Origin of the sequence: Desulfatibacillum alkenivorans DSM 16219, from assembly GCF_900142135.1 — a bacterium.
Taxonomy (GTDB): domain Bacteria; phylum Desulfobacterota; class Desulfobacteria; order Desulfobacterales; family Desulfatibacillaceae; genus Desulfatibacillum; species Desulfatibacillum alkenivorans.
The window spans coordinates 43,437-64,714 of the sequence record NZ_FQZU01000034.1 but is presented as its reverse complement, the minus strand read 5'-3'; the positions used below and the strand labels follow the sequence as shown (position 1 = coordinate 64,714).

The 21,278-nt window shown below is 53.6% G+C and carries 19 protein-coding genes; 10 read left to right on the top strand and 9 right to left on the bottom strand.

Going from position 1 to position 21,278, the window contains the following annotated elements; translation table 11 throughout:
* Positions 1-18: 18 nt before the first annotated feature.
* Positions 19-726, bottom strand: coding sequence for a response regulator transcription factor (locus tag BUE18_RS21090; RefSeq protein ID WP_073478167.1), 708 nt, complete (start codon positions 724-726; stop codon positions 19-21).
* 255 nt (positions 727-981) lie between these two features.
* Between BUE18_RS21090 and BUE18_RS21085 the strand changes: the two genes are divergently transcribed.
* The 4 genes from BUE18_RS21085 to BUE18_RS21070 all read left to right on the top strand — a co-directional run bounded on the left by BUE18_RS21085 (position 982) and on the right by BUE18_RS21070 (position 5,740).
* On the top strand, positions 982-2,658 hold the full coding sequence (locus BUE18_RS21085) for a vWA domain-containing protein (RefSeq protein WP_073478159.1): 1,677 nt from the start codon (positions 982-984) through the stop codon (positions 2,656-2,658).
* A gap of 126 nt (positions 2,659-2,784) precedes the next feature.
* On the top strand, positions 2,785-4,227 hold the full coding sequence (locus BUE18_RS21080) for a vWA domain-containing protein (protein WP_073478158.1): 1,443 nt from the start codon (positions 2,785-2,787) through the stop codon (positions 4,225-4,227).
* Positions 4,228-4,593: 366 nt separating this feature from the next.
* A complete protein-coding gene (locus BUE18_RS21075) occupies positions 4,594-5,136 on the top strand; it encodes a PspA/IM30 family protein (RefSeq protein ID WP_073478157.1) in 543 nt (180 codons plus the stop codon).
* Positions 5,129-5,740 carry a hypothetical protein gene (locus tag BUE18_RS21070; RefSeq protein ID WP_073478156.1) on the top strand — a complete coding sequence of 204 codons (612 nt, stop codon included), beginning with the start codon at positions 5,129-5,131 and terminating at the stop codon, positions 5,738-5,740. Before BUE18_RS21075 ends, BUE18_RS21070 begins: the two co-directional genes overlap by 8 nt.
* 408 nt (positions 5,741-6,148) lie before the next feature.
* Here BUE18_RS21070 and BUE18_RS21065 read toward each other — a convergent pair whose 3' ends face one another.
* A complete protein-coding gene (locus BUE18_RS21065; protein WP_073478155.1) occupies positions 6,149-7,312 on the bottom strand; it encodes a DUF4388 domain-containing protein in 1,164 nt (387 codons plus the stop codon).
* A gap of 310 nt (positions 7,313-7,622) precedes the next feature.
* Between BUE18_RS21065 and BUE18_RS21060 the strand changes: the two genes are divergently transcribed.
* Positions 7,623-8,831, top strand: a complete 1,209-nt coding sequence (locus BUE18_RS21060; RefSeq protein WP_073478166.1) for a PP2C family protein-serine/threonine phosphatase — start codon at positions 7,623-7,625, stop codon at positions 8,829-8,831.
* A gap of 182 nt (positions 8,832-9,013) precedes the next feature.
* On the opposite strand, the gene BUE18_RS21050 is transcribed toward BUE18_RS21060, so the two are convergent.
* From BUE18_RS21050 to BUE18_RS21035, 4 genes are all read right to left on the bottom strand, one after another.
* Entirely contained in the window at positions 9,014-9,472 is a 459-nt protein-coding gene (locus BUE18_RS21050) for a hypothetical protein (protein WP_073478154.1), read from the bottom strand.
* A gap of 72 nt (positions 9,473-9,544) precedes the next feature.
* The gene (locus tag BUE18_RS21045) at positions 9,545-10,399 is read right to left on the bottom strand and encodes a M50 family metallopeptidase (protein ID WP_073478153.1); all 855 of its coding nucleotides are present in this window, start codon (positions 10,397-10,399) and stop codon (positions 9,545-9,547) included.
* Positions 10,400-10,425: 26 nt separating this feature from the next.
* On the bottom strand, positions 10,426-11,223 hold the full coding sequence (locus tag BUE18_RS21040; RefSeq protein WP_073478152.1) for an ABC transporter permease: 798 nt from the start codon (positions 11,221-11,223) through the stop codon (positions 10,426-10,428).
* The gene (locus tag BUE18_RS21035) at positions 11,220-11,891 is read right to left on the bottom strand and encodes an ABC transporter ATP-binding protein (protein ID WP_073478151.1); all 672 of its coding nucleotides are present in this window, start codon (positions 11,889-11,891) and stop codon (positions 11,220-11,222) included. Before BUE18_RS21035 ends, BUE18_RS21040 begins: the two co-directional genes overlap by 4 nt.
* Before the next feature lie 127 nt (positions 11,892-12,018).
* Here BUE18_RS21035 and BUE18_RS21030 point away from each other — a divergent pair, with 127 nt between their 5' ends.
* The 5 genes from BUE18_RS21030 (at position 12,019) to BUE18_RS21005 (ending at position 16,154) form a co-directional block, all read left to right on the top strand.
* Positions 12,019-12,651: an MBL fold metallo-hydrolase gene (locus BUE18_RS21030; protein WP_073478150.1), complete on the top strand. Its 633-nt coding sequence runs from the start codon at positions 12,019-12,021 to the stop codon at positions 12,649-12,651.
* 211 nt (positions 12,652-12,862) lie between these two features.
* Positions 12,863-14,092: a hypothetical protein gene (locus tag BUE18_RS21025; protein WP_244549360.1), complete on the top strand. Its 1,230-nt coding sequence runs from the start codon at positions 12,863-12,865 to the stop codon at positions 14,090-14,092.
* A complete protein-coding gene (locus BUE18_RS21020) occupies positions 14,064-14,936 on the top strand; it encodes an HD domain-containing protein (RefSeq protein WP_073478148.1) in 873 nt (290 codons plus the stop codon). The genes BUE18_RS21025 and BUE18_RS21020 overlap by 29 nt, the downstream gene beginning before the upstream one ends.
* Positions 14,929-15,351, top strand: a complete 423-nt coding sequence (locus BUE18_RS21015) for a QcrA and Rieske domain-containing protein (RefSeq protein WP_073478147.1) — start codon at positions 14,929-14,931, stop codon at positions 15,349-15,351. The genes BUE18_RS21020 and BUE18_RS21015 overlap by 8 nt, the downstream gene beginning before the upstream one ends.
* Positions 15,352-15,896: 545 nt before the next feature.
* A complete protein-coding gene (locus BUE18_RS21005) occupies positions 15,897-16,154 on the top strand; it encodes a TfoX/Sxy family protein (protein ID WP_012609484.1) in 258 nt (85 codons plus the stop codon).
* Between the two features lie 470 nt (positions 16,155-16,624).
* Here BUE18_RS21005 and BUE18_RS21000 read toward each other — a convergent pair whose 3' ends face one another.
* The 3 genes from BUE18_RS21000 to BUE18_RS20990 form a co-directional block, all read right to left on the bottom strand.
* A complete protein-coding gene (locus tag BUE18_RS21000; RefSeq protein WP_073478145.1) occupies positions 16,625-17,065 on the bottom strand; it encodes a periplasmic heavy metal sensor in 441 nt (146 codons plus the stop codon).
* 560 nt (positions 17,066-17,625) lie between these two features.
* Complete coding sequence (locus BUE18_RS28045) at positions 17,626-17,793, bottom strand: hypothetical protein (protein ID WP_170868427.1); 168 nt, start codon at positions 17,791-17,793, stop codon at positions 17,626-17,628.
* A gap of 511 nt (positions 17,794-18,304) precedes the next feature.
* A complete protein-coding gene (locus BUE18_RS20990; protein ID WP_170868426.1) occupies positions 18,305-21,220 on the bottom strand; it encodes a hypothetical protein in 2,916 nt (971 codons plus the stop codon).
* Positions 21,221-21,278: the final 58 nt, after the last annotated feature.

Here is a 21,278-nt window from a genome sequence, read left to right as displayed (position 1 = left end):
ACAAAACCCCGGCGCGGCTCAAATCACCATAGGAACTTCCAGCTTGTATCCTTCCCCCCGCACTGTTACGATAAGGGGCTTGTCCTCTCCGGCCAGTTCCGTAATCTTTTTTCTCAGCTTCAATACATGGATGTCCACGGTGCGGGTTTCCACGTCCGGGTCGTTATAATGCCAGACCTCCAGCAAAAGCTCCCGTTTGGGCACAATCCGTCCTTCCTGGCGATGCAAATACAGGACGATGTCCATTTCCCGGCGAGTCAGTTCCTCGGTTTTGTCGTCGTAAGCCGCCTTAAGCTGAGCTTCGTCAAAGATGATTCCGCCGATGCTCACCTTGGCGGTTCCCAGATTCTTGCCGGACCGCCTGAGGACCGCTTCCACCCGGACCATCAGCTCCTTTAAGGAAAAGGGCTTGCTCACATAGTCGTCGGCACCTGCGCTGAAACCGGTGACGATGTCGTTTTCCGAGCCTTTGGCCGTCAACATGATGATGGCCTGGGAGGGCTTGACCTCCCGCAGCTTGCGGCAGATGGAAAATCCGTCCATGGACGGCAGCATGACGTCCAAAATCACTAGGTCGTACTGGCCGGACAATGCCTCGTCCAGTCCCTGCTGGCCGTCTTCCACGCCCTTGGCTTCAAATCCGTTGAACACAAATACGTCCAGCAGACCCCGGGAAATGGCCGGGTCGTCCTCCACCAGAAGAATGCTCGCCCTTGGTTCTTTCATGATAATGCCCCGCAAAACCTGTTCCAAAAATTATCGCGCTCCAGGCGGGTGATGTGAAACGCATCACAACAGTCAACAAATTCCAGGTCTTAGCTTACCACCATTCCGCCGCGGGAAAAAGCAAAACTTATGCAAAAAACCGGTCTTCCGTTTTTGCAGTTCTTTGAATTGCGCCCAAGGCCGGTCCGGGGGCATCATAGCCCCGTAAGGAGAAAGTACGGCTCATTACACATAATCAAGGGGAGGAAATCAATCATGCAAAGCCAAAAGGAACAGATTCTGAGAGACGCCGTCACGTACGCCTTGTTGATCGTCTCTATCCTCTGCCTGGCCGGATCGGCTGCGGTTTCTTTAACCAGTTGCTCTCAAAAGGCTGTGAACGAAGACGCCATGTCCGGGTACAGCGGTTACACCTCAGAGTCCACGGGGCCTGCCCTTTCCATGTCCGCGTGCAATCCCTGTCCCGCCCCCAAGGCGGAGTGGAGTTACGCCTTCTACAAAGACGGCTCTGGCTTCAATAGGGAAGAATACGCATCCATTCGTGAAGGAGGATTTAAATCTCCTCTTTATGATCCCGTGTCCACATTTTCCATAGACGTGGACACGGCTTCCTACTCCAACGTGCGGCGCTTTTTGGCAAACGGCGGCATGCCGCCTGTGGATGCGGTCCGCATTGAGGAAATGATCAACTATTTTCATTACGACTATCCCCAGCCCAAGGGCGAAGATCCCTTTTCCATCACCATGGAAATGTCCCAATGCCCCTGGAACAGGGACAACATGCTTGTGCATGTGGGGCTTCAAGGCAAGCGCCTGGATTACAAGGACTTCAAGCCCTCCAACCTGGTGTTCCTCTTGGACGTTTCAGGTTCCATGGGCGGCGGAGGCAAGCTGCCTTTGGTCAAAGAATCCATGGAAATGCTGGTGAGAGAGTTGGGCCGCAATGACCGTGTGTCCATTGTGACTTACGCCGGGGCGGCGGGGCTGGTTCTTCCTTCCACATCCGCGCGGCATAGACGCGAAATCATCAAGGCGCTTGACCGGCTGGAAGCCGGAGGCTCCACGGCGGGCGGCGAAGGCATTGAGTTGGCCTATAGAGCGGCTTGGGAAAACCTCATTCCCGAAGGCAATAACCGGGTGATTCTTTGCACGGACGGCGACTTCAACGTGGGCGTCTCCTCCACCCCTGAACTGGTGCGCATGATCGAAGAAAAACGCAGGGCCGGGATTTATCTGACCATCTGCGGCTTCGGCATGGGCAATTACAAAGACGAAAAAATGGAGGCTATCTCCAACGCCGGCAACGGAAATTTCTATTACATCGACAGCCGCAGGGAAGCGCACAAAGTCTTTGTGCAGGACATGCGGGCGAATATGTTCACCCTGGCCAAAGACGTGAAGATTCAGGTGGAGTTCAATCCGGCCAGGGTCAGTCAGTACCGTCTGGTGGGTTATGAAAACAGGCTGCTGGCGGCGGAGGATTTCAACAACGACCTGAAAGACGCCGGAGAAATCGGACCCGGACACTCCGTGACCGCATTATACGAAATCGTTCCCGCCGGGCTGGGCATGGGCGCCCAAAGGGTCGATCCCCTAAAATATCAGGAAAACAAACCTGTTCCTGAGCCCCGGAACCGCAACGAAATTCTTACCATTAAATTTCGCTACAAGAACCCCGAGGAAAACCATAGCCGGCTCATCACCCGGGTGCTGGACGAATCCTCCATGGAATTCGCCGATACATCCGATGACTTCCGGTTTTCCGCAGCCGTGGCAGGCTGGGGCATGTTGCTGAGAAACTCTCCCTACGCCGAGCGCCTGACCTGGGATCAGATCCAACGCATGGCCGAGGAGTCCGTGGGTCCCGACGAAATGGGATACCGGGCTGAATTCATCAAACTGGTGAAAACCTGCCGTGAACTGAACGGCTAATCTGTGTTAGCGAGCTTTCCTCGCCGCAGCCGCGCGGTTCCCGCGCCCAAATAAATGGTAGTCGCGAGGTCCCCTCGCTAAAAAATGCAGCCGCGCGGTTCCCGCGCTATAAAAAAGGAGAACGCCATGAAAGCAAAAGCCCTTTTACTCGTAGGAGTCCTTATCGCGGCGACGTTCGCCGCCATGGCTTACGCCAATAGAGGCGCGGGCGTCGTCGCTCCGCCGCCTGTCGCGCCCGCGACTCCTCCTGTGGCCGTCAACCCGGTGAAAAACGGCATCGTCGCCCTGACTGGAAAGTTAACCCAGGATAAAATCCACGCAACCGGGGACCGCATGTTCGATCTGGTCCTGACCATGACCGCGGATGAAGTCCTGGCGCCGGAACAAACCAAAACCAAGCCCGTGGACATGGTGATCGTCCTGGATAGAAGCGGCTCCATGGGCGGGCAGAAAATCCGGGACGCCAAGACGGCGGTCAAAGGGCTGGTGGAAGGACTTCGCAGCCAGGACCGCTTTTCTTTGGTGACCTATTCCAACGACGTGGACGGCGGAGACGGCCTGCATTATCTGACGGCCGACAAACGCAACTCCCTCAACTGGATGGTGGACTCCATTCCGGCGGGCGGCGGCACCAATCTGGGCGGCGGTCTGGAAAAAGGCGTGAGCGTGCTCAGAGCCTACGGCGCCCCCGATCGCATGGGCAAGGTCATCCTGATTTCCGACGGCCAGGCCAATCAGGGCGTCACCGACCCCAATCAGTTGGCCGCCATGGCCGCGCTTGGGGACGACGGCCTGGTTTATTCGGTAACCACCGTGGGCCTGGGCCAGGATTTTAACGAGCAGCTTATGGCCACGGTGGCGGACGGCGGCAGGGGCCGGTATTACTACCTGGAAAATCCCGGCGATTTTCTGGCCGTCTTTCAGGAGGAAGCCAACTGGACCCGGGCCGTAGCGGCCAGCGCCTTATCCATTCATCTGCCTCTGCCCAAGGGCGTGACGGCCGTCTCCGCCAACGGATATCCCGTGATCAACAGGGAAAACGGGGCGTTCATCTCTCCCGGCGCTCTTCTTTCCGGGCAATCGCGCACCCTGTACATTCGGCTGCACGCCAACGAAGACGCCGGTGAAATCCTGAATCTTGACGGCGTCAAGGCGACCTACGTGCACGAAGGCCAAACCCTCACCGCCATGTGCCCCCAATCCTTTGAAGTGCAGGTGACTCAAAACGCCATGGCTGCTTTGGAATCCGTATCCAGGGAGGCCTGGGAGGAGAAGGTGCTTAGTGCGGATTGGAACGTCCTCAAGGAAGAGGTGGCCGCGGACATCAAGGCCGGCGATAAGGATCAGGCCAAGCATCGCATCCAAGAATACCGCCAGAGCATCCAGGTCCAAAACAGCGTGGTGAATTCCCCCAGCGTGGAGTCCAACCTCAATGAAGACTGCGAGGCCCTTATGGATAAGGTGGATGAAACCTTCACCGGAAACTCCTCGGAGGTCATGCAAAAGCAAAGAGCGGTTTCCAAGTCCATGCAATACGAAGGGTATAAGGACCGCCGGGGAATCAAATAGAGTTTGCGAGACATAAGATTTGCTTGCCGGGCGGTTTTGCACCGCATTGGTGTAACCAATCAATAACCGTCATGCCTAATTGCACCCTGTCAAACTTAAAAAAGCAATGTGCGTGCAGGCCCGTCCGGCATACATTTTATTATCATCCCATGCTCCGCGTGGGGTCGCGGATGAAGCGCAAAACGTCAAAGGAAGGATTCAGGCCGGTTGTAGCCCTGAATCCGTGTAAAACAAGGAAGTCCATCTCGGCGATACCCAAAGCGCTTCATCATCAAAGCCATCAATCCTTTGTCCTTCCCCCTCCCATCGGGGAAGGACGGAAAGGAGGATGGGGTTGACGGAATTTTCAATCAAGGAGGCCGCCAAATGGGAATAATGACAAGATTAACCAGGCTGTGCAAAGCGGACATTCACGGAGTCATGGATCAGATCGAAGACAAAGGCCTGGTCCTGGCCCAATGCCTGCGGGAAATGGAAGACGCCATGTCCCGGGAGCGCATCAGGCTGTCCCGGCTTTCCGCCAGAAGGGACAACCTGAAAGCCAACCTCAAGGCCCAGGAGGAACTGGCGGAAAAAGTGGATCAGGACCTTTGCGAGGCCGTGAAAAAGGAAAAGGACGACATCGCCAAATTTTTAATCCGCAAGCATAAAACCGTGACCGGCGTCGTCCAAAAGCTGGATTTGCAAATCCAGGAGCTGAATCGGGATATTTCCCGCCTGCAGCAGGACCTGGAGGAAAAAGCCCTGGTGCACGAACGCCTGAAAGTCCAGGCTGATGCGTTTATGGCAGCCAAGAAGAACCAGGAGTATTGCGATATTCAGGGTGCGTCCTTCGCCGGTCAGGACCTGAGCGACGAGGAAATCCAGTGGGAGCTTGAAAAACGCAAGGAGGCTTTGCGCCATGAATAACAACTTTGCATACTTGAACGACGCCCCAGCCCAAGGCCTGGAACGGGAGGTCAGGGCCATGCGCAGCCATTTTTCCGGAACCATCTGGTACGCCCTGGCCTGCGGCCTGGCTTTCATCCCGGCGTATTTTTGCCTGAACCTGATCTCCGGGCCGTATTGGGCCTTTCGCATGACCTTGTGGGTCTTTTTAGCCGGATACGCCTGGCTGCTCCGCAGATGGAGCGGGGGGAAATTTTTGACCTGCCTGTTCCCCTTGTTTCTGTTGCTGGTTTTGGCCTTTGCGGGACTGCCTCAAACCAATTTTCTGGTTGCGGCCATTGTTATTCTGGCCTGGATTCGCAGCGGAGTGTGCTTTGCTGGAAAAGGCGCCCGATCCCTGGCTGTGGAACTGGGCGTGAGCGCCGGAGGCGCCTTGCTGGTGAATTTACTGGCGCCCCATTCGGGCCTGACCTGGGCCTTGGCCGTGTGGCTGTTTTTTTTGGTGCAGTCCTTGTTTTTTGTCATGGGGCCGGATTCCGCCGCCCAGGCATGGATCGATCCGTACAGGCCCGAACCCTTTGAGCAGGCCCGTCAGCGCGCCGAACGCATTTTGTCGGAAGAGTAGGGGATTTCTTTACAGCCCCATATTTTTGCAGTGTAGGGGCAGCGGCTCGCCCTGCCCGCCTTTCGGGCGGCCCAGGCATGTAATTACTGGGGCTGCAGGCCGGAAGGCGCGGCCTAATAGAGGTTTCGAGGTTAGGCAAGGTCGGGGGCGAACGGCGCTGCCTGAACGCATTTTTCTTGGGTTTCGCAGGCCCTACCCAATCAACATTTTTACTTTGATTTTTGCGGGTTGGATTACGGAGCCCAGCAAGAATGCTTATCGGCGCTTATGAAACTGTTGGGCTTCAAACTCAGCAAAAGCTGATTGATAAGATTTTTTATTTCAGATGCTGAGAACCGCATGCACGGTTCGGGGGGCGGCAAGGGCCTTCCCCGCCCTCTATAGTAGATAAATGACGCAGGGGGAGGGTTACTCGGTTTTGCCGGTCCCACGGATTTGCATGGTGGTGGCTGCGACGCAGTTGGAGATGTAGCTCGCGATGCATTGAATCATGTTGGAGGAGTTTTCGTATTCGGCGACGATGTCTTCGGTGGGCAGCTCCTCCACGGCGAAGTCCTCGGAAGGCAGCAGGACGGCCTGGCCCGGCTCGTGGCCCAAATCCAGAAAAGGAACCCGGCCCACAAAATCGCCATGCTCCATTTCAGCGACTTTTACGTATCCTTTTTGGCCTTTGGCGACCAGGGACGCCCAGCCTTGCGTGATGGTGAACAGCTTGTCGCTCCCGTTGAAATCAAAGACGTCCCTGCCGTTCAGGCTTTTGATGTCGTAGGTTGTGTCGGACACGTACAGCCTGGATAGATTGTGATTGACTTCGGCCAATCGGCGGTTCAGCCCCAAAAGGACGCCGCGGAGGTTTCGGGACATGAGGGCCAGCTCCCGGTGGATTCTTTCCAAGTCCAGGACCCCCAATGTGACTTCGTCTACGGATATGACGGACGCGCGCCGCACGTTCTCCTTTTTCAGGACGATGGCGATGTCTCCGATCAAAGCGCCCGGCCCGATTCTGCACAGCGTGAAAGGCCCCCTTTTAGTGTCTTTGATCACGTCCGCATATCCGTCCAGGATAACGCAAATCCAATTGCCGTGATTGCCTTCCTCCACAATGTTCTGGCCCGGGGAGAATATCTCTTCTTCCACCACGTACGAGTAGTCCACGTCCGGGCTGGGGATGAAATTCACCCCTTCCTCCAGATGAGGCCGGAAAGGCTTGGCGATATCCCGGCTTTCCGCGCCCAGTTCCTGGATGCGCCCTTCGTCCAGCATTCGGGCGCCTTCCATGATGATTTCCATCAGGCTTTGAGTGATGACCCGTTCCGCTTCCACGCGGTTTACGTCGAATTCAAACTCTCCTTCGGTCCAGCCGAACAGAGAGTATGCAGCGTCGATCCCCTGTAAATCGCCGCAAAAGGCATTGGTGATTATGCCTTTGTTAAAACAGATTACGCCGGGCTGATTGATATACGGGCTTCTAAGGACAAGAGCGCCGTTGCTGGAATTGGATGATAAAAACTGAATGACTTGAGCCAGGCTGACAAAATCCAACTGACCTTTAAGCGCTATGGAAGGCTTCATATTTTAACCGGGCGTTTCAAGAGTAGATGCACTATTATTGGGTTCAATCTACAAAAAAACCGAGTAAGGCCAATCTGTTCACAATGCATTGATTATCATTAATCCATATCAATTTCCCTATTAAATATCAAGATTAATTTGTACTCATTTCGGGGGCGAGCCGCTTGGAACAGTCTTTTTTTTGTCAGATCCGCCTGTTTCCGTAAAAATTGATCCTAAAGGAACACAGCCTAAAAGCCGATTTTATGACCAGGCCTTAAGAAACGGAAAAAAAGAACTGAAGGAGGCGGGAAATTTCAACCATACCGCTATGAAAATACTCGTCGCTGATGATGACAGAACAGTTCAGATAGCCCTTAAAACTCTCTTGTCCAAATGGGGCTATGAGGTTGTTACGGCCCAGGACGGGGCCCGGGCCTGGGAGATCTTGCAGGATCCGGAGGCTCCCCGCCTTGCCGTGATAGACTGGATGATGCCTGGCATGGAAGGTCCGGCCCTGTGCAAAAAAATCCGGCAAAGCTCTTTGTCCTCATACACCTACCTGATTCTGCTTACCGCAAAAACAAGCAAATCCGAATTGATGGAAGGCCTGGAAGCCGGGGCCGACGACTTCATATCCAAGCCCTTTAACGCCGGAGAACTCAAAGCCCGGATCACGGCGGCCGAAAGAATCCTGAGCCTGGAAAAAGAGCTTAAAGTCAAAAACGCGGAACTGTCCCAATCCAACATCGACCTTTCCCGCTCCAACGACATTATCACCAAGGACCTCCAAGTGGCGGCCTCGGTTCAGCAGAGCCTATTGCCCGCCCAGACCGGCGAAATCAACGGGTTCAGCTTCGGCTCCCTGTTCATGCCCTGCGCCATTGTGGGCGGGGATATGTTCAATTTTTTCCCTTTAGGGGACAACCACATCGCCTTTTTCATCCTGGACATCTCCGGCCACGGAGTTCCCGCAGCCATGCTTTCCGTGACCGTCAGCAAAACCCTCACCTCCCTGATATGGGAGGAGGCCATGACTACCGGCATATCCCGAAACGGGTCGGGAACGCTGCTTTCCCCCGAGGACATGGCCGCCAAACTGAACCTCCTGTTTCAAAGCAGCGACACGCTGCAGGCCTACTTTACCATGGTCCTGGGAATAACCGACGTCCGGACCGGCCGCACCATCCTGACCCAGGCGGGCCACCCCCACCCAATACGCGTACCAAGCCAGGGCGCTCTGGAGACCATCGGCAACGGAGGCTTTCCTGTGGGGCTTTTGGAAAACGCCGAGTATTCCGGATACGAGTTCACCCTGAATCCCGGCGACCGGCTTTACCTGTATTCCGACGGCATCACCGAATGCCGCGACGACCATGAAAACGAGTTTTCCCAAAAGCGCCTCATGCAATTGCTGGAAGACAACCGCTCTCAGGACCTGGAAAGCGTTATGCGGAAAACCGCGGAAGAACTATACCGCTTTCGGGGCGGCGACGCTTTTTCCGACGATATCAGCATTATGGTCCTGCAAAGAAATTAATGGCGGCGTTTAACTGGACGATTCGAAAGCGGCGGAAAAAACCATTGATTACTTCCGTCAAGAGGGAGTTGAATCTTTGTTTCCCAACCATTGCACGGCCCTTCCGGCTTTAAGCGCTTTTTACCAGGCTTTTATGATCAACCGGTTATGTGTGGGGGATGAGTTGGAAATAGCCTGACGTGTTAATCCGGCGGTGAAAGGAAAACCCAGTCAGGCGGATTATATTCCTGAAAAGCGGGGACGCCCCCTTTTTCCTGCATGGCGCCCTTGGCTTGTTGCTCCGCCGTCCACCAATCCAAAATCTTATTTGCTTCCGCCGCCGTGGCCGCCGTTTGGCATTCCATGCCGTAAGGAATGCAGGAAACGTCAATATCCGTCATGGCCTCCATGGGGCAGGAAACCTTGGCGACATATCCAAGCCCCTGCTTTTGCATGTAATCGATTCCCATGCAAATGTTTTGGGTCGCAAGCTCCGAGGTGGGCCTGAATGCGGATAAGTCCAATAAAAGCGTGAATTCTCTTCGCATTCTGGAAGCCCGTTTTAGCATGGAGTTGACCAAGTTGCACGAATCTCGGGTTTTGAGGACCCCGATGGTTACGTAAAGACGATTTTTTGCGATGTCGTTTTTTATGGAATACATGGCGCCTCCGTCCGATCATTGATGCGCGAGGTAATCTTCTTAAGGTTGTTATCGGATTTTGGCGCAAGATATTTAGTTTTTTATAGATTCTTTCAATGTGTTGAGCAGGAAAATCGACGCGGCCAGTAGGGCGTTTAAAGCCAGGGCGAAAAGCATAAAGGGATACACGTTTGCTATAGCCCGGCTTAAGGCTTTGATCTGCTGCGAGGGTATGCTGTCAAAATACGCAGCGACAAGCACGGCGATAAACAACAGGACAAAGAAGGCCAGGAATCCTTCGATCCCGCCGGAGATGTCGGACCACGAAAGGGAAATGCCGCTCCCCACGCAGATAAGGAGATAAGTGAACACCCACGTCTGCCATTGGCTCCATAGGGCCTTGGTGAACAGGCCGTCCAGCATGTCCTTTAGGGCGTCCCAGGCGGAAGCGGCCAATCTTAAAAAGGCGTCCAGGGAACGGAAATCGGACCATTTGACGGAGATTTCCAGGGAGGCTATTCCATGGGGAAGCAGAAAATGCGCCGCCGTCCAAATAACGGCGACTCCCAGGATGACCGGGCCTAAGGCTATAAAGAAATTGCCGACTACCTGGTATGGGTTGCGGGGATTGAAGCTGTGATTCACGGCGCCCAGGGTTCCCGATTTGTGATCCGGCGCAAAGAGTTGCAGCTTGTTGATTTTATGCCCGAACAAAAGGCACATGACGGCATGCCCCAGTTCGTGCACGCTTACGCCCAACCATCCAAAGGCGGCCAGGTATAGTTTTCGGCCCAGCAAGTTCCATAATTCGGCTTTCAACCGGGTGGAGACGCTGTTCATAATCAGGGCGAAGAGCATGCCCGGCCCCATGATCATGAGCAGGATCATGCCCGTGGTCTTGAGGGAATCCAAGGCGAAAATTCCAACATTCTGTAAGATTTCAAGCATGTGCGCCTATTTATTGAGCTGTTTGATTAGGAAACCCCTTTGGTTTTGGTCAATCTTAGTTCCTGGGCTGCGCCGAAACATTTTCTACGGACCAGCAGGGTGATGAGCAAAGACCCCAGTGCCGTGGATCCCACCAGCATGAGCATCACCACAATCTGGTAGCGGATGGCTTCCAGGGGATCGGCGCCCGCCAGAATTTGGCCGGTCATCATGCCGGGTATAAACACGATTCCTGCGCCCATCATGGAATTGATGGAGGGAATCATGCCGGCTTTCAGGGCTTCCGCCAGCATAGGATGGCTGGCTTCCTTGTAATCGGCGCCCAGGCAAAGCATCATTTCCACCTCGTTGGAGCGCTGTCTCAGCTCAGCAAACAGGCGTTCCAGGGAGATAGCCACGGCGGTCATGGAATTGCCCACGACCATGCCCCCCAAGGTTAGAAAATATCGAGGCTGCCACCAAGGATCCACGCCGACAATAACGCCGGTTATAAGAATGCTCACAAGCATGTAGCTGGTCAGCATGGAGACGAAGGTCGGGACTAGAACGGGAACCTGCTTTTCTTTGATCCTGCCGCGTACGGTCAGGGCGGCGAAGCCGATCATCACCGCGTAAATGGCCAGGACCATCCAGCCGAGGTTCAGGGTGAAAATAATGGTTAAAGCGTAGCCCATTAAAAACAGCTGGGCAAAGGTGCGAACAGTCCCCCAAAACAGGTCCTTCTCCAGCCCCAGCTTATAGATCAGGGAGGTCGCCCCGGCCATGAGGATGAAAATCGTTCCAAGCCCCAACTGCCACAGGCTGATGTGTACGACTTGGCTCATTGGACCTCCATCTTTCCGCTATTCAAGGTGCAATAAATAACCTTCCCCGATTCGACGGAAAACTCCGTGTGGGCCACCAGAAACATGGTTATGTTGTCATCCCGGTGCAGCTTGTTTACCACGTCCACCACCGCCTGGCGGCTGTCTTTATCCAGGGCGCTTGTAGGTTCGTCCAGCAGCAGGACGTCGGGCGAAAGCAAGATGGCCCTCAGCAGGCATAAACGCTGGCGCTGCCCTACGGAGAGATCCATGGCCGATTGCTCCAGGCTGATTTCGTCCAGCATAAAACGCTGAAGACCCTTTCGGAGTTCCTCATCTTCAGGAGCCTTACGCTTTTTATTTTGAAAGAACCGGAAAGGCAGCACAAGGTTGTGGCGCACGCTGCCCTGGATTAGCGTGGGCGTTTGCTGAAGGTAGACAATCCGGGTTCTCAGCTCGGGCGCTTCCAACTCCTGCAGGTCCTTCCCTTGAAACAGGATGCTTCCTTTGCTGGGGATCGCCAGCCGGTTAAGAAGCCGCAAAAACGTGGACTTTCCCGTACCCGAAGCCCCTTGAATCTGCACAAAAGCGCCGGCTGGAACCTTCAGGTTGACTTCCGAAAAAAGATCCTTGCCGTTTTCATAAGCAAATCCCAAATTCCGGCATTCCACTATGGTTTGGTCTTTCATGTCGATAATCTCTGTACCCGGGACAGTTTTGACGGAAACTTCGTAGCATGATAAACACAATCCTTCATTGAGAGCAACTTCTTGACGGCGCCGATGCGCTTTACTCGTTAAAAAAAAGGAGGGGCCTTTGATCATTCGTCAAATCCTGGGAGGTTCCATGGGGGTTTTTTGTTATGTGATCCAGGATCCCGTCACAAAAAATTGCGCGCTTATTGACCCGGCATTCGATGCTTCAACCATATTGGGGCAGGTTGACGAAATGGGGGGCAAGGTCACGCACGTTATCAACACCCACGGCCATTTCGACCACATTTGCGGGAATGCCGGCATTATTTCGGCGACTGGAGCTCGTCTGTACATCCACAAACAGGACGCAAAAATGCTGACCTCCTTGTTTGGCGGCCTTGCGTGCAGGATGTTGGGCGGCAGGAAATCCCCGCCCGCAGACGTCCTCCTGGAGGATGGAGACCGGATTTCCATTGGAGAAACCCAGCTTGAGGTGATGCACACCCCCGGCCACAGTCCTGGAGGGATTTGCCTGCTGGGGGAGGGCCGTCTTTTCTCCGGGGACACGCTGTTTGCGGGATCCATAGGAGCGACCTGGTTTCCCGGGGCGTCCTTGAAGGTGCTGGTCAAGAACATCAAGGAACGCCTGTATGTTCTGCCCGAGGAAACCGTGGTCTTGCCCGGGCATGACTACGGTCCGGAGCCGGCCACCACAATCGGCCGTGAAAAAGCGTCGAATCCCTTCACCCGGTAGTCGCCAGGCGTGTTATTGCCTGGCCGATCAGCCAAGGTGGAAGGCCGATCCCCAGCCGTCCTGTAATTTAACCAATCTCCTTTTGTTTTCCCGCGCGTAATGTTGAAGTCATGGACTCTGTATGGTATGATTTTCCAGCTACGGTTGTGTGGTCGTTTAAATTTGCAAATTGGTATTTTCACTTTAGGCGTCGGAGGCTGCGGTGGAAAAGATGCTGCCGGAAAAAGCCAGGCTTTTGGCCTTGTTAAAACAGGGCAATTTTAATGTGCCGGATTTTATTTTCATCCCTGCTGAAGATTTCGAAAAGGACTCTTTTAAAGATCTGGAGGATTTTTTAAGCAGGTTCTCGGACGACTTCAAAGTAATCGCCAGAAGCGCCCACCCCATGGAGGAGTATTATAAAGGCGGCACCTTCGACTCTTTGGAAACCTACGCCGACATAGGGGGCATTAAATACGCCAGAAAACGGATTATCAAGTCCGCCCGCAAGGCCAAAAAGCTGGCCATCATGCGCCAGCAGATTTTCAATAATGCTCCGGAGCTTAAGCTGGACGACATGGGCGTTATCGTCATGCCCTTTATCAGCGGGGCCAGCATCATGGCCAAGATGGTGGGGGACCATTGGGAGTTCGGCTACAGCATGGACCGGAGCCACAAGGTCCAGCGGGATCCTTATATCACCAACACCCCCCACGATATCAAACTGCTGCACATGTCCCAGGAAATCCAGGCCTTTTTAGGCTTCCGGTGCGAGATCGAGTTCATCGTGTCCCCCACCGGAGAGGTCTTTGTGGTTCAGGCCAAGGATATATCGTCCATAGACACCCGGGGCTTCAAGGACAGCGAAACCCGCATTAAGCTGGACGGCGTGCGCAGGATTCGCCGGCGCAGGAATTACAGGGAGCGCCCCTTGTTCGTCATGGACAACAACGCGTTTTACCTGGAAGTCATTTCCAAATGCGAGGACATCGTTCTGGGACGGGAAGACGGCAAGGAAACCACCATAGAGGATCTCCTTTCCCTGATCCGGGGATACGAGCGGGATATGGAGGAGTTCGCCATCTGGCACGAACGTTACGCCGTGCTTCGCCTTTCCACCAGGGATCCCAAGGAATTGTACCAGGTTGCCAATCATTACCTGGACGAGTACCCCGAAATTCACGGTCAGTTGGCCAAAGCCCTTCACACCAATTTATATCAAATGGACTACTTTTTGGCTGAAGCGGATACGCTCATCGCCAAGGACAAGTTCAGGATCAACCTATGCTCCCATGACGCGTACGGCATTGACACCCTGAGAAATCCGGTCTGGTCCGTATATTGGAACATGGACCGGCATGATGAGGTGATCAAGAGCTTCATCCGCCTGGGCTTAAAGACCGGCGACACCATCGCCGTGGAAATAGATCCTGATGAAAAGCCGTCCGTGCATAAGCTCTGATATCATGCGCCCCGGGCAAGAAGACATAAGCCGATACACCGCATGGTTCCGCACCTACGCAAAGGGCTTTTGCGGGGAAGACGGCCAGGTGTGGGAGGCCTGCTCCCTGAAAACCCGGCATACTTTTCGGGTCATGGGGGAAATCGGGGTTCTGGGTAAGTCCCTTTTTCTTTCGTCCCGAGAAATGCGTCTTGCCAGAATGATGGCTCTACTTCACGACGTGGGGCGATTCACCCAGTATGCCAGGTTCAAAACCTTTGTGGACGCCGTCAGCGTGGACCACGGGGATGAAAGCGCGGAAATTATCGCCAAGGAAAATCTGCTAGAAGATTTTTCGGACTGCGAACGGCGGTTAATATTGTATTGCGTAAAATGGCATAACAAAAAGGAAGTCCCGGCGGATGCGTCCCCGGAAGAGGAATTCTTCCTGCGCCTGCTCCGGGACGCGGACAAACTGGACATCTGGCGGGTGGTGTGCGCCCATTACAACGGAAAAAGGGAAGCGCCCAAGGAAACCGTGGAATTGGGGCTGCCTGGAGATCAAAGCATTTCGCAAAACGTGCACAAAGACATTATGGCCGGGGGCATCGTCAACTCCCTGGATTTGAAAACCGCTCCGGATTTTATGGTGTTGCAAATGGGGTGGGTTTTTGACCTCAATATCGATAAGTCATTTATGCTGTTGAATAAAAGGGCGTATCTGGAAAAAATCGCCCGAGCCCTGCCTCCCTGCCGGGAGGCTGAGGAAATCTATCAAAAGGTGCGCTCTTATTTGGATGCGCGCCTGCAAGGCAAACGGGAAACCAAGGCGGTTTCCGCGACAGGAGACGCAAACAATGGGTAAGCAAGGTCTGAAAAGAGGCTTTATCAATCGCATATTAGGAGTGCCTGCAACCAAAACCCCGCAGGACTCGGACTGCTGGTCCTTCAAGGACGGCGTGATCACCGTGGATTTGGGCCGGGCGCCCGAACTTTCCAAGCCCGGCGGCGCCATACGTCTGGAAGGTGCGGATTTACCTGAAAGAGTGCTGGTGTTCCTGGGGGACGACGGAACATACCGGGCCGTAAAAAATCGGTGCACCCATATAGGGCATAGAAGGCTTGATCCCGTGCCGGGGCAAAACTGCGTTCAGTGTTGCAGCGTCAACGGTTCCATGTACGAATACGATGGCGCCAATCTGAAAGGGCCGGCGCCTCATCCCATAAAAACATACCAAGTGGTTAAGGAAGATAATGCGTTGATTATTAAATTAGCTTGAAAAATTTGTCATCTTGTTGCAACATAAAGACCGGACAGGTTTTGCCCGGAATATAGGCTTGAGAGTTGCACGTCCGGTTAAAGGATTCGGGAGGCGGATATGCAGAGGGACCTGGGGCCTAAACTGGGATGGACTTTAGGAGGAATAGGCTCCTTTCTTTGGGCGCTGATTCTTTCCGGAGTTCTTTTTGCAAAGGGCAATTACGCCGGCGCCTTCCTGGGCGCAGGGCTTTTTAGCCTTGCAATGGTTTATTTGAGTGTTTTCTCCCCGTGGAAGCATCCTGACACTCCTTTCCGGAAACTCTATTTGGGACTGATAGGCATTTTGACCCTCACGGTTATTGGACTGCTGTATTTCTGGCTGCCTGGGGGGCAAGCCCTAAAAACCCATTTTCATTTAGTTTTTCTAATTGCGCCGGGAGCTTTGCCTGTTTTTACTTTAGGCAAAAAAACCTGGAGAGAACTAAGGACTCCCCCTCAGTTCCCGCAATCATCCCACGATAAACGGGAATAGGGAGTTCGCAATGCTAACAGATGGAAGGTTTGATGAGTCAGAAAGTAGAAGAACTGCAGAACATTGGCAACACCATCGCAAAACGCCTCAACCATATAGGCGTTTACACAGAAGACGACCTCCGGGCTATCGGTCCGGTGGAAGCCCACAGAAAAATCCGGGACGCATACCCGGGAGCCCGACTTCCCCTCTGCTACTATCTCTTTTCTTTTGAAGGAGCCCTCCAGGGAAAGCGTTGGGACGGCATCGGCGATAAACGCAAAGAGGAATTGAAGGAACTTTTAGGCTGATCTGACGCATTCATAAGCGGCCCAGGCCGTATTAGACCTTTCGGCGTTACGGGAACCTGAGACGAAGCTCTTTTACATCCGTAGATTTTTTTGCAAAAAAACGCCGAAGGCAAGGGCGGCGTATATCCAAAAAACGCCGCAGGCCAATGGCTTTTTCAGCGGTTGCATCCCGCAGTTCAGGCCTGCTTTTTCGCACCCTTGACTACAGAGCATCCAAATAAAGCTCCAAAAAAAGAGTGGCCCCCTTTCCCAATGCGGGAAAGGGGGCCGGGGATGATGAGGAGTGATTGAGATAGGAATAACTGCGGTATAATGTCTTTATTGGGTTTATCCGATCATCTTTCCTCGTTTTCGCCTCAATTAAGGGGACCGGGCCGGCTTTCGGTCGGGGGAGGGTTCTTTCCGAAAACCGTCCCGGGGGATTGAGGAGATAAAAGGTGGATGATCGTGACCAGCCACTTGGTTCGGGCTTATCGCCGGCAGTATCCGCCGCCGGCGCGCATCCCGCGTCCGTAATGGCCATAGCCGTAGCCTCTGCCGGCAAGGGGTCCGGCGACTCCGGCTGCTTCAGCTTTGGCATGAATCTGCTCTCTTAGCTCAAAAACCTCCTTGGATAGTTTTCCGGCCGTTTCCTGGTCCGGGTTCTCTGCAGACATCACTGCGTCCAGCTCTATGCGTTTGGATGCAAGATCCTTGCGCAGATCCGCCGTTTCCGTCAAAAATTGGTTTCGCGCTTCCCGGCTTACGCCAGCGTCGTCGCCATAGGCGTAATCATGGTGCATGCCGTAGCCCATACCATAGCCCATTCCATAGTGGCCGTAGCCGCGACCATAATGATCCCAGGCTAAAGCAGACCCGGCGAGAAGTCCGATGACTGCTATGGTTACGATTCCTGCTGATATTTTCTTCATGGCGCTGACTCCTGCTTTATTCCAAAGGGTTTTTGTCTATCCCTCTTGTTTATGGTTAAATAGCCTCGCTGCTCTTGCCCTTCTATATTGGCAACAGTTGTGCCAAGGATGGAAGTAATTTTATATTACATTGATTTTATTATATATTTTTTCATATAAGAGGCGGGGAGGATAAAAATTGCTTTCCGTGTAAACGTGTATGTGTAACTTATTTATCCACTGTGCCGAGTCGCATGGGTACACATGGGTAAAAAATATCCGGCGGCCTGTGCAGCGGGTAAAAACCGCCTCCCCAAAAAAAGGCAACCCCCCTTTCCCAGTATGGGAAAGAGGGGCCAGGGGATGAAGAGGGGGATGAAGAGGGGAATATACTGCGGTATTTAACTTGTTATCTTCATTGCTAAAGTATAATTTCGTACTTGCTTCGCCCCATATTTCCCCTCGAAAGAGGGGCCTCGGACCGGCTTCCGGTCAGGGGAGGGTTCTTCCCGAAAACCGGTCCGAGAGATAGAGGAGGTTGGGGATGATGAAACGTTGGGCCTTTCCGGCTGCGGCAGGGATCAGCGTTGTCCGCCGCCGCATCCTTTCCGGCCCCTGACTTCCCAGGCTGAGGTCATTGCCGGCAAGGGGTCCGGCGTTTCCTGCTGGGTGAGTCTGGCGCACAATTGCAATGCTTTGTGGAGGCCGACCATGGGTTTGTTCGCTATGCTTTCAGACAATTTTCTCATAAATCAGCCTCCTTCTGTTTGCGGCGGTCCGCGTTCGATCTGTTTGTTTGCGCCGCCGTTCTTGCCCTCCTACATAAGCAATGGGCGTGCCAAAAGTGGCAATAAAAGTTTAAGTATTTGTTTTTATGAAAAAAATGGATTTTTCCTTCGAAAGCAATTCGCTGTAAAATAAAAAATATTTTGCCCGCTGTAACTTTTTTATCCACTATGATGCGCCGGAGGGAAACAGTTGGGTAAAATGTAGACAAGCCTCAAACGAAGAATCCCGGCTTGCGGAAGATCCAGAAAAGGGGACCGCCGCCAGGAGAAATTGCTGCGGCCTCCACATCGCCGAAAAGGCAGCCCAGAGACATTGCAGAATATTGGCAGGGGATGGATTGGAATCCGGAAAAAGAGGAAATAAATGACTCAAGTGACAGCAGCCTGGCATGAGCAGTAATCGGCCGCCCGTATATCGGGCGGCCGACTATTCATTATGCGGTTCCTATCCATGTATTTAATGGAAGTCTGGTCAAGGCCAAGGCGAGAAATCACCTGCTTGGATTACGTCCGGATAGTCCAGGCAGTACCGGTCCGTTAGGGCCGGGATGTTGGTGAGAGTCGCGGCGGGCTCGCCGGAATCCACATTTCTGTTCCCGTTTGTATCCTGGTAGAAAATAAAGTGGGTGGGCAGGCTGGGATTGCTCTGATAGTTGTCAAAGCCCTCGGTGTCGAAGCCTCCCTCGCTCGTGGACGAACCAATGCCTCCCCATCGCACGTACCAGCCGTTATCCGCAATAATGTCGTGCCTGTCCCAACGAAAGCCCTCAAATTCAAACTTGGCGATGAGCAGATTCTCTGGGATATCAAAGGTTGTCTGCTCTATATTGGGGGCGACACTGTGCTCCCGATCGTCCACCACACTGTTTTTGTTCCGATCAAAATAAAGGCCCAATGAATCTGAACCATTGGGAACCGTATATACTGTCCCTGTGATTTTATTATTGGCAGCGTTCAGTACCTCTTGTGTGTCATGACACACCCATTGGTCCTGGCCCAGAATGCCGTTCACCGTGATGTCCACTGTTTGGGCCGTAAAAGTGACCAGAGGGTTGTGGACGGACCCCAAGTCAGAAACGTCCTGTAGATACACCCGGCCATACCTGTAACTGCTGTGATCGCAGTCACCGGTCCTGTATGTGTCGCGGAACACGTTCACTTCTTCAAAAAGACTTAATGAGATGGGGGGATCGCTGAGTTGTTTGAGGTAATACAGAGGGCCGGAAAAAGAGCCGTCGTTCCGGGGGATATAGGCGCCCTCGAGGTTCTCATAATCGGCGACTTCAACCTCCACAACGGCATCCTCGGGCGGCGCCTGCAGATTGCCGTACTGGTCCTGAAAACAGACAGCCCCCTGCACCTGGGTCGTGCCTAATTCCAGGTTGACTTCAAACCCTGCGGATATAACCTCATCACTTTTCAATAAATAGAAGCTGTAAATGTCATCAAGCTCGTGTTCAAGGAAAGGCAGCCATCCATTGCCTCCTGCATCGTTTTCAGCACTAACGACGGCAATCCAGTCATTTGCCGGGATATAAGGCTGAAAAACAGCGCTTCCGGAAGCATAATCAAAAGATTGAAAGCTGGCTTGGCCATTGCTTTCATCTATAAACAGGAACATAACCAAGCCATCTACCTGGATATCCTGGGGATTGGTCAGGTTAACCGTCATTTGCCGCCCGCCCAAGGGGGCGCCATCGGTGACCTGCCACCATCGCATGTCTCCCCCCTGTTTGTCACCTATTCCCGAATCCTCCAGGGTAACGGCGACCAAGTACGTGCCATTATCCGTTAAGTTGGTAAAGGGAGAAATCTCTGTAGCCCCGGAGGGGAGTTCGCCTAAAGTGATGTCGCTAAGACCGGCGGGAATATCTTCCACACGCCATACAACACCTGTGGAAGAATGGATCATCAGTGAATAGGGTGTTGCAGGCGGCAATCCATGTTCATTGACCACCCGAATCGTTTCAGGCGACCCTGCTGGCAATGTCTGCATGGAAAACGGAGTTCCAGAAGCATACCGGGAGCCGTCACTCCTCAAAACCAGGGTAAAATCGGGTTCCGCAGGCGTTTGTCTGATATCCTGGGCCTGCAGGGCGAACAGGGCCTCCTCCTGCCCTAGTTTGCCGTCCTGGGTGAGGTCGGCCTGCACACACGAGTCCCTTTGATCGTCAAGAATGTTGCAAAGGGCTTTCAAAACCGCGGCCGCATCGGCATCATTTGCCAGGGGGCGCACGATCCTGCCGGTTAAGTCCCCAACCATCGTAGCGAAACCGCTGTCCATGAAGCCCTCGATGTCTCCCCGGCCGTAAACGGTAAGGTATTGTTCGCCGCTCCAGATCTGATCGGCGAAATAGGGCTGGTCCTCTGAAGAGGGCGCAGGGTCCAGGCCGGTTATGGTGATCTCATCCCCGTTTAACGTCCCTTCCCGGGAAACAAACTGTCCCATGAGTTCAATGCCCTCATCGCTTCGTCCGTCCATCCACGTGACCAGGTAATTCAATCCATTGAAAGAGACAGAGGGAAAATTCTGTACGCCGAAGGCGTCCGTCACCACAAACTCGCCGCCTTTAGGGAACTGGCCGCTTGTGGATACTATCCGCGCATGCAGATCCCATATTTCCGCGTTTTCAGAATCGAATTTTTTATTCCAGACCACCAGATAATTATTCCCGTCAAAGGCCACGGCCGGAGGCATACCGTCAAAAGCAGGCGTCTGGCTGATTTGAAAATTTGCGCCGGAAAGGTTTCCTGAAGCGTCCACAAATTGTCCAAAAACATGTTTGTTATTGATTCCGTTTCTGTAGTCATACCAGGCAACCAGGAAGCGGGCGCCGTCGTGACACAAAGCGCCCTGTCTCTGGTCGTCCGCCGCCGTGCTGACGGGTATTTCCGAACCCACCAGATCCCCGGAGATGGAAACAATTTGACCGTACATGTCGTCGTCCGCTCCCCGCTTGTCCTCCCAGATCACCAGAAATTCATCCGCTCCAAAACAGCAACCACGCAGGCTCTTGCCGTGGCTGGTTTGGTTGATGGAAAAGGCCGCGCCCTTGAAGCCTCCGGATTTGGACGCAAAACGCCCCAGTACGTGTTGATTGTTGTCCGTCCATGTAACGAGGTAGTCGCCGTTCCCATAGGCGCCGTAAACAGCGATGGCGTCTGAATCCCCGGCTTTCATGGGATCTCCCCGCAGGGAACCATCGGGCGCCGTAAATTGGCAATACACCCCGCCGGCATATTTATAGACAATCAGGTAATTGTCCCCGTCAAACCCGGCAATGGTTCCAATCAGGGTGGCGTTGTTCTGAGTGACGGTAAACTCCCGCCCCACTTCCAGGGCGTGAATTTGGCCCAACAAACACAAGTGCATTGCTATTAGTACCAACCCAGTCTTCCATGCTCGCATTTTTCCGCTCCATTCTCCTATTTGTTCAGTGCTTGCT

What these genes read in the sequence shown, in the direction of transcription:
- BUE18_RS21090 (WP_073478167.1), bottom strand. Translation starts at nt 726, where the DNA reads ATGAAAGAACCAAGGGCGAGCATTCTTCTGGTGGAGGACGACCCGGCC.
- BUE18_RS21085 (WP_073478159.1), top strand. Translation starts at nt 982, where the DNA reads ATGCAAAGCCAAAAGGAACAGATTCTGAGAGACGCCGTCACGTACGCC.
- BUE18_RS21080 (WP_073478158.1), top strand. Translation starts at nt 2,785, where the DNA reads ATGAAAGCAAAAGCCCTTTTACTCGTAGGAGTCCTTATCGCGGCGACG.
- BUE18_RS21075 (WP_073478157.1), top strand. Translation starts at nt 4,594, where the DNA reads ATGGGAATAATGACAAGATTAACCAGGCTGTGCAAAGCGGACATTCAC.
- BUE18_RS21070 (WP_073478156.1), top strand. Translation starts at nt 5,129, where the DNA reads ATGAATAACAACTTTGCATACTTGAACGACGCCCCAGCCCAAGGCCTG.
- BUE18_RS21065 (WP_073478155.1), bottom strand. Translation starts at nt 7,312, where the DNA reads ATGAAGCCTTCCATAGCGCTTAAAGGTCAGTTGGATTTTGTCAGCCTG.
- BUE18_RS21060 (WP_073478166.1), top strand. Translation starts at nt 7,623, where the DNA reads ATGAAAATACTCGTCGCTGATGATGACAGAACAGTTCAGATAGCCCTT.
- BUE18_RS21050 (WP_073478154.1), bottom strand. Translation starts at nt 9,472, where the DNA reads ATGTATTCCATAAAAAACGACATCGCAAAAAATCGTCTTTACGTAACC.
- BUE18_RS21045 (WP_073478153.1), bottom strand. Translation starts at nt 10,399, where the DNA reads ATGCTTGAAATCTTACAGAATGTTGGAATTTTCGCCTTGGATTCCCTC.
- BUE18_RS21040 (WP_073478152.1), bottom strand. Translation starts at nt 11,223, where the DNA reads ATGAGCCAAGTCGTACACATCAGCCTGTGGCAGTTGGGGCTTGGAACG.
- BUE18_RS21035 (WP_073478151.1), bottom strand. Translation starts at nt 11,891, where the DNA reads ATGAAAGACCAAACCATAGTGGAATGCCGGAATTTGGGATTTGCTTAT.
- BUE18_RS21025 (WP_244549360.1), top strand. Translation starts at nt 12,863, where the DNA reads ATGCTGCCGGAAAAAGCCAGGCTTTTGGCCTTGTTAAAACAGGGCAAT.
- BUE18_RS21020 (WP_073478148.1), top strand. Translation starts at nt 14,064, where the DNA reads ATGAAAAGCCGTCCGTGCATAAGCTCTGATATCATGCGCCCCGGGCAA.
- BUE18_RS21015 (WP_073478147.1), top strand. Translation starts at nt 14,929, where the DNA reads ATGGGTAAGCAAGGTCTGAAAAGAGGCTTTATCAATCGCATATTAGGA.
- BUE18_RS21005 (WP_012609484.1), top strand. Translation starts at nt 15,897, where the DNA reads ATGAGTCAGAAAGTAGAAGAACTGCAGAACATTGGCAACACCATCGCA.
- BUE18_RS21000 (WP_073478145.1), bottom strand. Translation starts at nt 17,065, where the DNA reads ATGAAGAAAATATCAGCAGGAATCGTAACCATAGCAGTCATCGGACTT.
- BUE18_RS28045 (WP_170868427.1), bottom strand. Translation starts at nt 17,793, where the DNA reads ATGAGAAAATTGTCTGAAAGCATAGCGAACAAACCCATGGTCGGCCTC.